The organism is Curtobacterium sp. B8, from assembly GCF_000333315.1.
Lineage (GTDB): Bacteria > Actinomycetota > Actinomycetes > Actinomycetales > Microbacteriaceae > Curtobacterium > Curtobacterium luteum.
In genome coordinates this window covers 1-14,170 of record NZ_BACW01000545.1, presented here as the reverse complement: position 1 = coordinate 14,170, position 14,170 = coordinate 1, and the positions used below count along the sequence as shown (strand labels likewise).

The following is a 14,170-nucleotide window of genomic DNA, read 5'->3' as shown; positions in this document are numbered from 1 at the left end:
ACGCGCGGGACGGCGACAAATAGTGTGCGGAGGAGACAAGTTGTATGCGTGGCGACAGTGTGGCTCGAGCCTACGCTCAGTCATCGGGTCAGTTCCGATAATAGTTCTTCTCGGAACAAGTCGGCGGGCATGGAAGCGAATATAGCGGCCGCGCTGATCGCTTATCGAGCGATGAGCCGTCTCTCCCCTTCGACCCCGTAGCACCGGTCCCTCGGGGTCCGTCTCACGGCTGGTCCTCCACCGGCGTGACCCGCACGGTAACGGAGTCGATCACGGTGCCGGCCGGGATGCTGCCGATCTGCCGGGTCTGGATGCTTCGCTCGCCGATGTAGGTTCCGTCGGCCGGGTCGATGATGACGTCGTGTTGCTCAGTCCCGCTCCAGTGCGGGAGGCCGATCGCGGTGCCGCGCTGGCCGTCGAGCGAGACCTGTTCCGCGGTGACGACGACGTCGGGCAGGGTCGCCAGCGCCTCGTACATCGCCGCACGGAGGTCCGCGGGCACGAGCCCGGTGCGGAGCAGGCCACTGATCGTGTCGAAGACGTGCAGCTCGTCGGTCGTTCCTGCCGCCCGGGGAGCGGCCTCGATGCGTCGGACGAGGGCGTGCGGGTCACGAGGCAGGTCCGCGATGTCGGACGCCCCGAGCGTGCCGGTCTGCTCACCGCCGAGCTCACCGACCGCGAAGTCACCGCCGACGCCCCGCTCCCACACCGGAGCGGACGGCTTCCCCGCGCCGTCGTCGGACGCGGCCTGACGTGCCGCGGTGCCCCCGAAGACCTTCGTCGCCGCTCCGGAGCGGATCTCGCGGACCCAGGTCCCGGAAACGTCGGCCGGCACCCAGGTGGTGGTCGTCGTCGGCTCCAGGTAGCCCTCGTCGTAGTGCTCGCCATCGGACGTCGTGGAGACCATCGACAGTTCCGACTCCACCACCTTCGTGAACGCGCCGGCCGGCGTCCGGTCGGCGGCCGCGGCGGCGGCCGCCTCGTGCAGCGTCGCCGCTGCGGCCGATCCCGGCGATCCCCAGTGCGTCACTCCGACACCCGTGGCGACCAACCCGCCTGCCACGACCACCGCTGCTCCGGCCAGCAGGACAGGTCGCGAACGACGCAGCCACCGGACGGGAGGCGCGGTACGGGCCGGTGCGGCGCCTCCCGTCCGGACGGTGGTCGCCACGGCGGCCGTGTCGAAGCGGAGGCGAGCGCGGTCGAGTGACGCGTCGACCGCCTCGGGCGGCAGGTCGCGTCGCAGCAGGCGGAGCGTGGTGAATTCGTCGTCAGACATGGAGTGGTCCGTTCAGGGAGTCAGTGGTGCCGGGCACGGCGCGGAGGGCAGTTCGGGCCCGGTTCAGCCGGGAGCGGACGGTGCCGACGGGGACGCCGGTCGCCTCCGCGATCTGCTCGTAGGTGAGTTCCGCCCAAGCGTGCAGCAGGACCGTCTCGCGGACCGCCGGACGCATCCGGTCGAGTTCACGCATGACGGTCTGCACGGCACGCTCCGAGTCGAGACGGTCGCCGGCGTCGTCGTCGAGCCGCTCGGACACGGCGACACGGGACAAGGCACGGTCCGCCCGGCGCTGGGAGCGCCAGTGCCGACGGAGCAGGTTCGACGCGATGCCGAACAACCACGGCAGCGCGTCCTGCCGGTCCGGGTCGAACGACTCCCATCGGACGAGCGCGGTCACGAACGTCTCGCCGAGGATGTCCTCGGCACTCTGCAGGTCGGTCCGGCGCGCGAGGTACAGGAGGATGCGCCGGCCGTGCTCGTCGAACTGGCGACCGAGCTCGGCTGCGGCTCCTGGAGGGGGATGACTACTGGGCACGACTGGTATTGCCCGATCCTCCCGGAAGAGTTCCATCCTCGCCGAAACATGCCGCGTCGCTGTTGCGCGCGAGCAAACTCGAGCCTCAAGCGCGTCTCAGTGGCCGGGAGCCAGTGCACTATGGGGTAATGATGCGTAGGTATCGGCTCTGGATCGCGTGGATCACTGGCTCACTCACGGTGGCCCTGATCGTTCTGACGATCCTGGCAGCGGTCACGAAATTCACGCCTTGGCTGCCGCTGCTGGCGGCGACCCTCGCCGCCGCTGTTGCGGGAGCGATTCTGATCGCATGGGGACCGCGAGTTGCTCGACAGCAGGAGCGCGAGCGTCGTGCGCATCAGAACCAGCCTGTCCGTTAGCCGATCGTCAACCGGACGGCACCTCTGTCGCCAACTGCTCGCCATGCCCCACCCACGTCTGAAACGGCACGACCGATCGATAGGGGCAGCGATGCTGAATCTGCAGTTCCTTGCGCCGGTGGTACTGGTTATCGTCGCCGTGCTCGTCTTCCTCGCGGCCCGCGGGAGCATGGGCTGAAACCCGCTGCCGGATCAGCAGGACGCGCGACGTCGAGTTCGAGCCGAGCGCCGCTCCCGCGACCGATAGCCGGTCGTCAACCGGACCCAGCGAGCCAAGTTCGTCTTCCGCCTTTGGTGATGGGAAGCTGGTAAATGTCGCCCGGCCCGAGCTGCTGTGGGCCGAACCCCTCCGAAAGCGATCACTGATGACCATCCCCGCAACGACCCTCACACAGCTCGTCGATGCATACCTCGCAGCTCTCGGATCAGCCGACGTAGACGCGGTGCTCGCCCTGTTCACGCCGGACGCGATTGTGAGCTCACCGCTTTACGGGGAGCAGCCCGCCCGCGACTTCTACCCGACATTGTTCGCCGACACGGCCGCATCCGTCCTCACGCTCCGCCGAACCTTGGTCAGCACAGACGACTCGGCTCCGACTGTTGCGTTCTGGTTCGACTTCGATTGGACGCTCTCGGACGGCACCCCCGCACCGTTCTCCGTGGTTGACGTCGCCGAGCTAGACCTGGAAGCCCGGATTCAACACCTGCACATCGTGTACGACACCGATCCCATTCGAACTGCTTGGGAAGCCCAACAGGCCGGCGGTAACCCCCGTTCATGAAGCAGCGAGCGACTACCCGATCATCACGAGCACTGCGTACGGGTTCGTCAGGAAAGTGTCGTCCCGCGTCGGGACTACATCCACGACGCCAGCTCGCTGGGTGACCCACCAGGCGGCCAACAACACGAGCGCGCCGGCAGGGGGGCTGAACACGAGCAACCGTTTCCTCATGGGATCACGGTACGGCGGCACGAAGCGTCGCAACGGCCGATGGCACGCCGTTCCGCCTAAAGGAGGACTCGTTCTTTGGGCGGATCGCGCCGAACTTCCGCCCTCCGTCCGATGAACGATCGGTTGACGAGACAGCCCCTCTGCGCCATGTTCGTGGGATGCCTGAGTGGAACGGTCTTCAGATCCCGGTGACTGATCTCCGTCTCGTGTTCGATCGGATCCTTCAGCACGTCGAACATGCGAACGGGGAGTCGGTCGTGCTGCGTGAGGACTACTTCTACTCGTTGCCCGCTCCGGGCCTCTACGACGTGTCGAGCAATCCACCCGAGGCCACGATCGGGCAGCTGAGCGAGTCGTGGGACAACCTGACGACGGCGCCGGCCGCCGATCGGACGTTGAACTGGGAACTCGTTTGGCTGGGCGACGTCCTACGAGCCATCGGGCATCTTCTGCCCGAGGGCGAGCAGCGTTCGGCAGACCGGTAGCCGATCCCTCAGCGGGCCAATCGGACTGTGGTCTCGATGGGCCCGAAGCTCGACGTGGTTCCGTCGGCGGCGAATCCGTTCCGCCGGTAGAACGAGTGCGCGCGAGGGTTGTCGGCAGCAACCCAAAGAGATGCTGGCCGCGGGCCGAGCGCTGCGTTCAAGAGCGCCTGCCCGGCGCCTCCGCCATGAGCGCGCGAGAGCACGTACAGCATCGTGAGTTCCTCTGGACGGACCGCGTCAGACCCGGGTGTCTCCTGCGTAGCGGCGAACCCGATGACGCCCGACTCGTCCTCGGCGACAAAGGTCGCGAAGGCGCCTTGCTCCAGGTTCGTTCTCCACATGTCGATGCGCCGATCGACGTCGAACCAAGGATCAGTATCGGGATTCACCACGAACCGCCCGTACGTCTCTCGCCATGAGGTGGCGTGGACGGCAGCAATGCCTTTGACGTCGACAACCTCTGCCGGCCGAATGACGATCGAGCGAGGATTGTGGCCGTCCATCCCTCGACCGTAGCGATGACGCCGGCACTCGTCGATAGCAGCCCGGGTGTCCCGTAAGCCGATCGGTCACCGAACGCGCGCCGTGGTTAGCGTGTGACCGTGCTCCCTCTCTCAGTCGCGCTGCCCCCAGGGGGCGGAGGCTCCCTCCCCGTCTGGATTTGGATCCCGATCGTCGCGGTCGTGATCGTCGCAGCGGTCGTCCTGTTCCTCCGGAGAAGCCGCTGATGACGTCTCGATAGCCGGTCGTTCAGCGGACGCGCCCTCCTGTCCCGCGCGCACAGCAGCAGCCGTGTCGCACATACCCCGTCCGGATTGAATCTCGCTGAGGGCCCGCCATACGACCGCGTCAGCCACAACGCCCGCGAACGCAGAACGCCCCGCCAGCCGAAGCCAGCAGGGCGTCCCCACGAGTCAGACGAGGGTCAGAAGTCCCAGTCCTCGTCCTCCGTCACGACGGCCTTGCCGATGACGTACGAGGAGCCCGACCCCGAGAAGAAGTCGTGGTTCTCGTCCGCGTTCGGGGACAGCGCCGACAGGATCGCCGGGTTCACCTCGGTGAGCTCCTTCGGGAACATCGGCTCGTAGCCCAGGTTCATCAGCGCCTTGTTGGCGTTGTAGTGCAGGAACTTCTTGACGTCCTCGCTCAGCCCGACCTCGTCGTAGAGGTCCTGCGTGTACTGCGTCTCGTTCTCGTACAGCTCGAAGAGGAGCGAGAACGTGTAGTCCTTGAGCTCCTGACGCTCGGCCTCGGTGACCTGCTCGAGACCCTTCTGGTACTTGTAGCCGATGTAGTACCCGTGCACGGCCTCGTCGCGGATGATGAGGCGGATGAGGTCGGCGGTGTTGGTCAGCTTCGCCCGCGACGACCAGTGCATCGGCAGGTAGAAGCCGGAGTAGAACAGGAACGACTCGAGCAGCGTCGAAGCGACCTTGCGCTTCAGCGGCGATTCGCCCTGGTAGTAGTCCATGACGATCTGGGCCTTCTTCTGCAGGTTCGGGTTCTCCTCGGACCAGCGGAAGGCCTCGTCGATCTCGGGCGTCGACGCGAGGGTCGAGAAGATCGACGAGTAGCTCTTGGCGTGCACCGACTCCATGAACGCGATGTTCGTGTAGACGGCTTCCTCGTGCGGGGTGATCGCGTCGGGGATGAGCGACACGGCTCCGACGGTGCCCTGGATCGTGTCGAGCAGCGTGAGGCCGGTGAAGACTCGCATCGTCATCGTCTGCTCGGCCGGCGTCAGGGTGTTCCACGACTGGACGTCGTTCGACAGCGGCACCTTCTCCGGCAGCCAGAAGTTGTTGACGAGGCGGTTCCAGACCTCCACGTCCTTGTCGTCCTGGATGCGGTTCCAGTTGATCGCCTGGACCCGATCAATGAGCTTCAGCTTCTCGACCAACGCACGTTCCTGTTCAAGAGATGGTGACTAGATATCGGACTGGAGGCGCGGTGCGGGCTGGCACCGCGCCTCCAGGATGTGGGCAGTCGCGTGAGCGACCAGCCGCTACAGCATGCAGCTGACGCAGCCCTCGACCTCGGTGCCCTCGAGCGCGAGCTGGCGCAGACGGATGTAGTAGATCGTCTTGATGCCCTTGCGCCATGCGTAGATCTGGGCCTTGTTGATGTCGCGCGTGGTCGCGGTGTCCTTGAAGAACAGCGTGAGCGACAGACCCTGGTCGACGTGCTGCGTGGCAGCGGCGTAGGTGTCGATGATCTTCTCGGCGCCGATCTCGTACGCGTCCTGGTAGTAGTCCAGGTTGTCGTTCGTCATGAACGGCGCCGGGTAGTAGACGCGGCCGAGCTTGCCTTCCTTGCGGATCTCGATCTTCGACGCGATCGGGTGGATCGACGACGTCGAGTGGTTGATGTACGAGATCGAACCGGTCGGCGGGACGGCCTGCAGGTTCTGGTTGTAGATGCCGTGCTCCTGGACGGACGCCTTCAGCGCCTTCCAGTCGTCCTGCGTCGGGATGGCGATCCCGGCGTTGTCGAACAGCGAGGCGACACGGGCGGTCGCCGGCGTCCACGCCTGGTCGGTGTACTTGTCGAAGAACTCACCCGACGCGTACTTCGAGTCGCGGAAGCCGTCGAAGGTCTCCCCCGTCTCGATGGCGATGTTGTTCGAGGCGCGCAGGGCGTGGAACAGCACCGTGTAGAAGTAGATGTTCGTGAAGTCGATGCCCTCTTCGGAGCCGTAGTACACGCGCTCACGAGCGAGGTACCCGTGCAGGTTCATCTGGCCGAGGCCGATGGCGTGCGACTTGTCGTTGCCGTCCTCGACGGAACGGACCGACGAGATGTGCGACATCTGCGACACCGAGGTGAGGCCCCGGATCGCGGTCTCGATGGTCTTGCCGAAGTCCGGCGAGTCCATCGTCAGCGCGATGTTCAGCGAGCCGAGGTTGCAGGAGATGTCCTTGCCGATCTCCTTGTACGAGAGGTCCTCGTTGAAGGTGGTCGGGGTGTTGACCTGCAGGATCTCCGAGCACAGGTTGGACATGTTGATCCGACCCTTGATCGGGTTGGCTTTGTTCACCGTGTCCTCGAACACGATGTACGGGTAGCCCGACTCGAACTGGATCTCGGCGATGGTCGTGAAGAAGTCACGCGCCTTGATCTTCGTCTTCTTGATGCGCGAGTCGTCGACCATCGCGCGGTAGTTCTCGGAGATCGGGACGTCGCCGAACGGCATCCCGTAGACCTTCTCGACGTCGTACGGCGAGAAGAGGTACATGTCCTCGTTGTTCTTCGCGAGCTCGAACGTGATGTCCGGCACGACGACACCGAGCGACAGCGTCTTGATGCGGATCTTCTCGTCGGCGTTCTCGCGCTTGGTGTCGAGGAACTTCATGATGTCCGGGTGGTGCGCCGACAGGTAGACGGCACCGGCACCCTGACGCGCACCGAGCTGGTTCGCGTAGGAGAACGAGTCTTCCAGCAGCTTCATCACGGGGATGATGCCCGACGACTGGTTCTCGATCTGCTTGATCGGGGCGCCGGCCTCGCGGATGTTGGAGAGCAGCAGGGCCACGCCGCCGCCGCGCTTCGAGAGCTGCAGCGAGGAGTTGATGCCGCGCGAGATCGACTCCATGTTGTCCTCGATGCGGAGGAGGAAGCAGGAGACGAGCTCGCCGCGCTGGGCCTTCGCGGTGTTGAGGAACGTCGGGGTCGCGGGCTGGAAGCGGCCGGCGATGATCTCTTCCACGAGGTCGATCGCGAGCTGCTCGTTGCCCTGTGCCAGGCCGAGGGCGGTCATCACGACGCGGTCCTCGAAGCGCTCGAGGTAGCGCTTGCCGTCGAACGTCTTGAGCGTGTAGCTCGTGTAGTACTTGAACGCGCCGAGGAACGTCTGGAACCGGAACTTCTTCGAGTACGCCAGGTCGTTGAGCTTCTGGATGAACTCGAGCGAGTACTGGTCGATCGTCTCGCGCTCGTAGTACTCGTTCTCGACCAGGTAGTCGAGCCGCTCCTTCAGGTTGTGGAAGAAGACGGTGTTCTGGTTGACGTGCTGCAGGAAGAACTGCTTGGCAGCCTCACGGTCCTTGTCGAACTGGATGTTCCCGTTCGCGTCGTAGAGGTTGAGCATCGCGTTGAGGGAGTGGTAGTCCATCCCCGTCTGCGGCGACGTCAGATCGACGTCTGCAACTGCTGCGTCCAAAATGCTTCCAATCCAGTGGTGACTGCGTGCACGTCGTCTGGCGTGCCGAAGAGCTCGAAACGGTAGAGGACGGGGACGCCGCACTTCTGTGCGATGACGTCCCCCGCGAGGCCGTAGGCCTCGCCGAAGTTCGTGTTGCCGCCGACGACCACGCCGCGGATCAAGGAGCGGTTGCGTTCGTCGTTGAGGAACTTGATGACCTGCTTCGGGACCGCGCCCTGCCCGTTGCCGCCCCCGTAGGTCGGCAGCACGAGCACGTACGGCTGGTCCGCGTGGAGGAACGGGTCGCTCGGGTAGAGCGGAACCCGGTCTGCCGGCAGCCCCAGCTTCTCGATGAAGCGGGCCGTGTAGCCGGACACGCTCGAGAAGTAGACGAGGTTGCTCATGTGCGCTCCTTGGTCAGAGGTGCGGACAGCGGATCAGGGGCGGCCTGGCGGAGGCGGGTGGTGCCTCCAGGCCGGGTGAGTGCGGGCCCCTTCGGGGCCCGCACTGCGGTCACGCGAGTTCGGCGCTGAGCGTCGCGATCTTGTCGGGACGGAAGCCCGACCAGTGGTCGTCGTCCGTGACGACGACCGGGGCCTGCAGGTAGCCGAGGCTCTTGACGTGCTCGAGGGCTGCCTCGTCCGTGGAGACGTCGTGCACCTCGTACTGGATGCCCTTGTTGTCGAGGGCTCGGTACGTCGCGGTGCACTGGACGCAGGACGGCTTGGTGTAGACGGTGACGGCCATGATCTCCCCTGGTTCTTGCTGGTGGTGTTCGTGCTGTGGAGGTGGTGCTGATGCCTGCTCGCAGTCGTGTCCGGGAAGGGCCGCTGCGATGGCTCCACACTACATCTAGTGGCTGGCCGCGGCACCGACCACAAGAGGAAGTGTTACAGCCGTGTAGTTCTCCACAACGCCCTCCACAGTCTGTGGATTCCCGAGAGGCCCGGGATTCCGCCATTCTCCGGCCGACCACCGACACTTCCCCACACCCGTGGACAGCGTCGATCCACATGTGTGGAATCAGCGCGTCGGCGTGTCGCGGAACCCGTCCTCGGACCCTGCACAGGACCCTGCACACGACGACTCCGTCCACACCTCCCCGACCGGGGGACACCGCCGTCCGTCCGGTCCGTACACTCGTCTCGTGAGCGCGTACGGCACCCTCCTGAAGACCCCCGGCGTCGGTCGTGTCATCGCTGCGCAGCTCACCGCGCGGTTCCCGTTCGGGATGCTCTCGCTCGCCTACCTGCTCCACGTCGAGCACGTCTTCGACTCGTACGGCGCGGCCGGCCTCGTCCTCGCGACGACGAGCATCGGCCAGGCGATCGCGGGCCCGCTCACGAGCCGGTGGATGGGCAGCTGGGGCATGCGCCCCGTGCTGGTCCTCACGAGCCTCGTCGCGCTCACGAGCATGGGCGTCGTCGCGTTCGTCACGATGCCGCTGTGGGGCTACGTCGTCGTCGGCTTCCTCGGTGGTCTGGCGGTCCCCCCGGTCCAGCCCGCGGTCCGCACGATCTACCCGAAGATGGTGACCTCGGCGCAGCTCACGCCCCTCTTCTCGCTCGACGCGAGCGCGCAGGAGCTCATCTGGGTGGCCGGGCCCGTGATCACGACGTTCGTCGCGACGCAGATCGGCACGGTCCAGGCGATCGTCGTCGCGATGGCCTTCCTCGTGATCGGCGGCGTGTGGTTCATCGCCTCCCCCGAGCTCGGCCGGGTGCGCATCCCGCGGTCGAAGCGCGCGTTCGGCGTCGTCATGCGCCGGCCCTCCGTCGTCGTCGCGACCCTGACCGGCCTCCTGCTCATCGGCGCGTGCGCCGCGGTCGAGGCGAGCGTCACGAGCGTCTTCGGCGAGGGCAGCCCGAACGCCGGCATCGTCCTCGCGGTGTTCGCGATCGGGTCGCTCATCGGCGGCCTGGCGCTCGGGCACCGCCCGATCTCGCGGAACACCCTCTGGACCCGGATGGCCATCGTCTTCGTCGGCCTCGCCCTCGCGGTCGGCGGGACGGACTTCTGGTGGCTGTGCCTCGCGCTCGTCATCGCCGGTGCCGGGATCGCGCCGGCACTGGCGGTCATGTTCGGCTCCGTCTCCGCGACCGTGAAGTTCTCGGACACGGCCGAGGCCTACGGCTGGATGGGCACCGGCCAGCTCATCGGGGCTGCGGGCGGCTCCGCCGTCGCCGGGTTCCTCATCGACCTGCACGGCGCGACCGGCGGGCTCATGGTCGGTGCCGCGATGGCCGCGGTCGGCGTGGTCGTGCCGCTCGTGACGAAGCGGTGGCTGCCCGACCTGCGCGGGCGCGACGCGAGCCCCCTCCCCGACACCGAGCCGGTGAACCTCCCCACCTGACCCGACCCGGGTCGGGGAACGCGCGCGTCGCAACGACACATGCGTCGAACGTCGCGTGTCCCGTCGAGCACGTGGCGTGGACCCCGGCCTGGAGGCACGACACCCGCCCGCCACCATCGGCAGGATGGGTGCATGGTCACCTCCCTCCCCCTCCGCGACGGCCGGAGCATCCCCGCCGTCGGCTTCGGCGTCTACAAGGTCGACGACGCCGGGGCCGCCGTCGCCGTCCGCACGGCGCTCGACGCCGGGTACCGCCACGTCGACACGGCCGAGATGTACGGCAACGAGCGCGGCGTCGGAGAGGCGATCCGTGCCTCCCGGCTGGACCGCGACGACGTCTTCGTGACCACCAAGGTGTGGAACGACCACCAGGGTCGCGACGCGACCCTCCGTGCCTTCGACGCGAGCCTCGACCGGCTCGGACTGGACGCCGTCGACCTCTACCTCATCCACTGGCCGGCCGCCGCGAACGACCGGTACGTCGAGACCTGGCGCACCCTCGTCGAGCTGCGCGAGTCGGGCCGCGCGCGGAGCGTCGGGGTGTCGAACTTCCAGGTGCCGCACCTCGAGCGGATCATCGACGAGACCGGCGAGGTGCCCGCCGTGAACCAGGTCGAGCGACACCCGTGGCTGCCCCAGCGCGAGCTGATGGCCTTCCACGCGCAGCACGACATCGTGACGGCGGCGTGGTCGCCGCTCGGCCGGGGACGCCTCGTGGACGAACCGGTACTCACCGCGATCGCCGGGGCGCACGGCGTCAGCGTCGCCCAGGTGCTCGTCCGCTGGAACGTGCAGCAAGGGGTCGTCGTGCTGCCGAAGTCGGTGACGCCGGAGCGCATCCGGTCCAACATCGACGTGGACGGGTTCACGCTCTCCGAGGACGACCTCGCGGCCATCGCCGGCCTCGAGTCCGGGCAGCGGACGGGGTCGCACCCGGACAGCGTGGCGTAGGGGTCAGCTCTCGGGCAGGACGCCGCTGAACGCGAGGACCGCGATCCCGGTCCCGACCACGGCGAGGAAGATGCCGATGACACGGACGAACCGCGGCGTCAGCGGCTTGCCGTTCATGAGTTGATCGCCGCCGATCGACTGCGCCCAGCGGTTGAAGACGGCGATCGTGACCCCCCAGAGCGCCACGACGACCGCTCCGATGCCGAACCACGTCGCCGCGGTCACTCACCCCTCCGCCGAGCCAGCTGCTGGCGCAGGTTCCGGACGAACAGGACCTCCATCGCGACGGCGACCGCGATCAGGACCACGGCGAAGGCGATGTTCAGCGCGCCCTGTCCGCGGGAGAGCACGGCGATGGGGAGCCCCACCACGAGCACCGCACACACGACGACGTTGAACCACGCACCGATGACTCCCCCTGGAGTTCGACCTGTGCGCTCCGTCCACGGAACCGGCATGCGGCGGACGCTACTCGCCGGTGCTGGAGGACCCGCCCGCGGAGAGACTCAGGCCGTCCGGTCCTCCTCGGACTGCCACGGCAGGTTCAGGTCGCCCGGCTCGGGCTCCACGTCGCCCGCGTCGTCCGCGCCGCCGGTGCCCGGAGCCGCGACCACGCGCGACGGGTCGATCCCGTCCGCCCGAAGGTCGGCGTCGTCGCGCTGCTCGGTCTGCGCGGCGACGGTCTCCCGCTCGCTCGACGGGCTGTACGAGGTGTCGGCCGCGCGCTGAGTGCGGTCGTCCAGCCCGTCCGCGCCCTCGTGGTGCGCGGCGTCGCGGAGCTCGTCGGTGCGGGCGCGGTCGTCGGAGTGCTCGGGGCCGGGGACGTCGGGGATGCTGTCGCTCATGCGCTGCACAGTAGGCCGCGCGCCTCCGGGCACGGTTCGGTCACGATGACCGTCATCCGGTTCCCGCCGCACGAGGGTCCGGTCCCCGTCCCACTAGGGTCGGGGCGAGGGGGGACGACGTGGGACGCAGGACCAGGACCAGGACCAGGACGATCGCGGTGCTCGGCGCGACGGCGGCCGCGGTGCTGGCGCTGAGCGGCTGCTCGCTGTTCGGCGGTGACGACGCCGTGCCCGTGCCGAACCGGACCGCTGCGGCGGCACCCGACGGATGGACGGACGGGACGGCCGAGCCGGTGCCGACGCCGACCCCGACGTCCGTGCTGCCGATCGGCACCGTCGCCGCGGAGACCGACGTCGTCTCGAAGTCGGGCGAGACGAGCCTGCACGTCCGCGTCGTGCAGCGCGCCGAGGGGGTGTTCGCCGCGGAGCTGTCGGACTACCGGACGACGAACCCGCAGCCCATGAGCATCGAGTTCCGACACCGCACGGCGCACTGGGGGGACGGGGACGGCGGAGTGGTCCGGGGCAGTGTGGCGTGGGACACCGGGGCCGGTCCGCCCGACTCCTACACGTTGGACGCCGGCCCACGACCGGACTACCTCGCGAGCGTCGTCCTCGTCCCGGTCGCAGGGGTCGACCCGTCGGAGGGGTTCGCCACGGAGCGCCCGTGGATCGGCTCGGTGCTCGCGGTCGGGGCGCTGGACTGGGACATCCCGAACCCGTACCCGCACCTCCGGGTGACCGTCGGCAAGGCCGGCCCGGGTGCCTACGGGACCGTGCAGGACGTCGACGGCACGCCCACCAGGTACCGGGTGTCCCACGGGGACGAGCTCATCACCGTGTCGAAGCGGTTCGGCGTGACACCGGAGCAGTTCGAGTGGATGAACCCCTACCTCGAGCTCACCGATGACCGGTGGCTCGCCGAGAACGACGTCCTCAACGTCTCCCCCGCGAACCGCTGACGTCTCCGGCCTCCGTTACGGTGGTCCAGCACCCGCACCACCTGGAGGTCCCATCGTGACGATCGTCGCCGCCGCAGACGGCTCCGCCCTCGGCAACCCCGGCCCCGCCGGCTGGGCCTGGTACGTCGACGACGACCGCTGGGCGGCGGGTGGCTGGCCGAAGGCGACGAACAACCAGGGCGAACTGACCGCGGTGCTGCAGCTGCTCCGCGCGACGAAGGACACCGGCGAACCGCTGCACATCCTGTGCGACAGCCAGTACGCCATCAAGGCGTGCACCGAGTGGCTCGCGGGCTGGAAGCGCAAGGGCTGGCGGAAGGCCGACGGCAAGCCCGTGCTCAACGTGGAGATCATCAAGGAGCTCGACGCCGAGCTCCAGGGGCGGAAGGTCACGTTCGAGTGGGTCCGCGGCCACGTCGGCCACGAGATGAACGAGGCGGCCGACGTCCGTGCCCGGGGTGCCGCGACGGCCTACCAGAACGGCACCGAGGTCCCCCACGGTCCGGGCTGGCCGGGTGTCGAGGTCACCGAGCCCGAGCCGCTGCCCGAGGCGACCCCGCCCGCGACCCTGTTCTGATGCAGGAGGCGCGGCACCTGGTCGAGTCCCGCCTCCACGACGGCGAGGAACTCCTCTGGGTGGGCCGGAGCGATCCCGGTCGCATGTTCGTCCACGCCGACCGCTTCCTGATCCCGTTCGGCGCGCTCTGGACCGGATTCGTGGCGACCGGGCTCGTCGGCGCAGCCATCGGGTCCGCGCATCCCGCGGTGCTCGTGGCGCTGTCAGCCCTGCTGCTGCTCGGACTGCACGTCCTCGGTGGGCGCTTCCTCGTGAAGCGTCACCGGAAGCGGACGGACGTCTACGCCGTGACCGATCGTCGGGTGCTCGTGACCAACGGCCGCACCACGCGCGAGACGGACGCACGACGGACCGACTGGTACGTCGACCGCACGGAGGGACACGTGACGGTCGAGTGGGACGACATCAGCCACCTCGACACCCTGTTCCTGAACGGGAGCGAATCGGTCCGGCAGTACGCGAACACCGGTCTCGACCTGACGCCCGGTCGCGGCAACTTCGCGCTGTACGACGTCGCGGACGCCGACGCCCTGCTCGCCGCACTGCGCACGACCTCCGGCCGCTGACGTCGGAGCGGTCGCGCGGCCGGAGGTCGGGCCGGGCGCTGGGTCAGTACGTCCCGTCGCGACGGTCCTGCCGGGTGATCTGCTCGCCGGACGCCGGGTCGATCCCGCTCCGTGTGGTCGTCGTGGTGCGGCGACCGCCGAACGCCACCGCGAGGCTGATG

20 protein-coding genes are annotated in these 14,170 nt (G+C 67.9%); 8 read left to right on the top strand and 12 right to left on the bottom strand.

Annotation, left to right across the window (positions count from 1 at the left end; translation table 11 throughout):
* Window positions 1-223: 223 nt before the first annotated feature.
* The 3 genes from I59_RS14535 to I59_RS22290 all read right to left on the bottom strand — a co-directional run bounded on the left by I59_RS14535 (window position 224) and on the right by I59_RS22290 (window position 2,549).
* Window positions 224-1,279: a CU044_5270 family protein gene (locus I59_RS14535; protein WP_022904492.1), complete on the bottom strand. Its 1,056-nt coding sequence runs from the start codon at window positions 1,277-1,279 to the stop codon at window positions 224-226.
* Window positions 1,272-1,817, bottom strand: a complete 546-nt coding sequence (locus tag I59_RS14530) for an RNA polymerase sigma factor (RefSeq protein WP_022904491.1) — start codon at window positions 1,815-1,817, stop codon at window positions 1,272-1,274. The genes I59_RS14535 and I59_RS14530 overlap by 8 nt, the downstream gene beginning before the upstream one ends.
* A 366-nt stretch (window positions 1,818-2,183) precedes the next feature.
* Complete coding sequence (locus I59_RS22290; RefSeq protein ID WP_141859569.1) at window positions 2,184-2,549, bottom strand: hypothetical protein; 366 nt, start codon at window positions 2,547-2,549, stop codon at window positions 2,184-2,186.
* On the opposite strand from I59_RS22290, the gene I59_RS14520 reads away from it, so the two are divergent.
* Window positions 2,542-2,958 carry a nuclear transport factor 2 family protein gene (locus tag I59_RS14520; RefSeq protein ID WP_022904490.1) on the top strand — a complete coding sequence of 139 codons (417 nt, stop codon included), beginning with the start codon at window positions 2,542-2,544 and terminating at the stop codon, window positions 2,956-2,958. The two genes, I59_RS22290 and I59_RS14520, sit on opposite strands and share 8 nt — an antisense overlap.
* A gap of 12 nt (window positions 2,959-2,970) precedes the next feature.
* Here the strand turns inward: I59_RS14520 and I59_RS22950 are convergent, their stop codons facing one another.
* Window positions 2,971-3,129: a hypothetical protein gene (locus tag I59_RS22950; protein WP_022904489.1), complete on the bottom strand. Its 159-nt coding sequence runs from the start codon at window positions 3,127-3,129 to the stop codon at window positions 2,971-2,973.
* 188 nt (window positions 3,130-3,317) lie between these two features.
* On the opposite strand from I59_RS22950, the gene I59_RS14510 reads away from it, so the two are divergent.
* Window positions 3,318-3,614 (top strand): hypothetical protein, encoded by a 297-nt coding sequence (locus I59_RS14510; protein WP_148286245.1) that lies wholly within the window; start codon window positions 3,318-3,320, stop codon window positions 3,612-3,614.
* An 8-nt stretch (window positions 3,615-3,622) separates the two neighbouring features.
* Here the strand turns inward: I59_RS14510 and I59_RS14505 are convergent, their stop codons facing one another.
* On the bottom strand, window positions 3,623-4,117 hold the full coding sequence (locus I59_RS14505; RefSeq protein WP_022904487.1) for a GNAT family N-acetyltransferase: 495 nt from the start codon (window positions 4,115-4,117) through the stop codon (window positions 3,623-3,625).
* Window positions 4,118-4,216: 99 nt separating this feature from the next.
* Here I59_RS14505 and I59_RS23600 point away from each other — a divergent pair, with 99 nt between their 5' ends.
* Entirely contained in the window at window positions 4,217-4,342 is a 126-nt protein-coding gene (locus I59_RS23600) for a hypothetical protein (protein WP_261976584.1), read from the top strand.
* Between the two features lie 197 nt (window positions 4,343-4,539).
* Here I59_RS23600 and nrdF read toward each other — a convergent pair whose 3' ends face one another.
* From nrdF to nrdH, 4 genes are all read right to left on the bottom strand, one after another.
* Window positions 4,540-5,514: a class 1b ribonucleoside-diphosphate reductase subunit beta gene (nrdF, locus tag I59_RS14500; RefSeq protein ID WP_022904486.1), complete on the bottom strand. Its 975-nt coding sequence runs from the start codon at window positions 5,512-5,514 to the stop codon at window positions 4,540-4,542.
* 105 nt (window positions 5,515-5,619) lie between these two features.
* Window positions 5,620-7,725, bottom strand: coding sequence for a class 1b ribonucleoside-diphosphate reductase subunit alpha (gene nrdE / locus I59_RS14495; protein WP_022904485.1), 2,106 nt, complete (start codon window positions 7,723-7,725; stop codon window positions 5,620-5,622).
* 17 nt (window positions 7,726-7,742) lie between these two features.
* Window positions 7,743-8,159, bottom strand: a complete 417-nt coding sequence (nrdI, locus tag I59_RS14490; RefSeq protein ID WP_022904484.1) for a class Ib ribonucleoside-diphosphate reductase assembly flavoprotein NrdI — start codon at window positions 8,157-8,159, stop codon at window positions 7,743-7,745.
* Window positions 8,160-8,268: 109 nt separating this feature from the next.
* Window positions 8,269-8,502, bottom strand: coding sequence for a glutaredoxin-like protein NrdH (gene nrdH / locus I59_RS14485; protein WP_022904483.1), 234 nt, complete (start codon window positions 8,500-8,502; stop codon window positions 8,269-8,271).
* 400 nt (window positions 8,503-8,902) lie between these two features.
* Here nrdH and I59_RS14480 point away from each other — a divergent pair, with 400 nt between their 5' ends.
* Both I59_RS14480 and I59_RS14475 read left to right on the top strand, forming a co-directional pair.
* Window positions 8,903-10,108 (top strand): MFS transporter, encoded by a 1,206-nt coding sequence (locus I59_RS14480; protein ID WP_031273884.1) that lies wholly within the window; start codon window positions 8,903-8,905, stop codon window positions 10,106-10,108.
* Window positions 10,109-10,240: 132 nt separating this feature from the next.
* Window positions 10,241-11,059: an aldo/keto reductase gene (locus tag I59_RS14475; protein ID WP_022904481.1), complete on the top strand. Its 819-nt coding sequence runs from the start codon at window positions 10,241-10,243 to the stop codon at window positions 11,057-11,059.
* A 3-nt stretch (window positions 11,060-11,062) separates the two neighbouring features.
* Here the strand turns inward: I59_RS14475 and I59_RS14470 are convergent, their stop codons facing one another.
* Genes I59_RS14470 through I59_RS14460 form a run of 3 tightly spaced genes read right to left on the bottom strand, consistent with a single transcriptional unit; the run spans window position 11,063 to window position 11,904 of the window.
* Complete coding sequence (locus tag I59_RS14470) at window positions 11,063-11,284, bottom strand: hypothetical protein (protein WP_022904480.1); 222 nt, start codon at window positions 11,282-11,284, stop codon at window positions 11,063-11,065.
* On the bottom strand, window positions 11,281-11,517 hold the full coding sequence (locus I59_RS22280; RefSeq protein WP_148286244.1) for a hypothetical protein: 237 nt from the start codon (window positions 11,515-11,517) through the stop codon (window positions 11,281-11,283). Before I59_RS22280 ends, I59_RS14470 begins: the two co-directional genes overlap by 4 nt.
* 48 nt (window positions 11,518-11,565) lie before the next feature.
* Window positions 11,566-11,904 carry a hypothetical protein gene (locus tag I59_RS14460; RefSeq protein ID WP_022904478.1) on the bottom strand — a complete coding sequence of 113 codons (339 nt, stop codon included), beginning with the start codon at window positions 11,902-11,904 and terminating at the stop codon, window positions 11,566-11,568.
* Between the two features lie 158 nt (window positions 11,905-12,062).
* Between I59_RS14460 and I59_RS20105 the strand changes: the two genes are divergently transcribed.
* Genes I59_RS20105 through I59_RS21035 form a run of 3 tightly spaced genes read left to right on the top strand, consistent with a single transcriptional unit; the run spans window position 12,063 to window position 14,009 of the window.
* Window positions 12,063-12,866: a LysM domain-containing protein gene (locus tag I59_RS20105; protein ID WP_022904477.1), complete on the top strand. Its 804-nt coding sequence runs from the start codon at window positions 12,063-12,065 to the stop codon at window positions 12,864-12,866.
* A 55-nt stretch (window positions 12,867-12,921) separates the two neighbouring features.
* Complete coding sequence (locus I59_RS14450) at window positions 12,922-13,443, top strand: ribonuclease H (RefSeq protein ID WP_022904476.1); 522 nt, start codon at window positions 12,922-12,924, stop codon at window positions 13,441-13,443.
* Entirely contained in the window at window positions 13,443-14,009 is a 567-nt protein-coding gene (locus I59_RS21035) for a hypothetical protein (RefSeq protein WP_022904475.1), read from the top strand. The genes I59_RS14450 and I59_RS21035 overlap by 1 nt, the downstream gene beginning before the upstream one ends.
* Window positions 14,010-14,170: the final 161 nt, after the last annotated feature.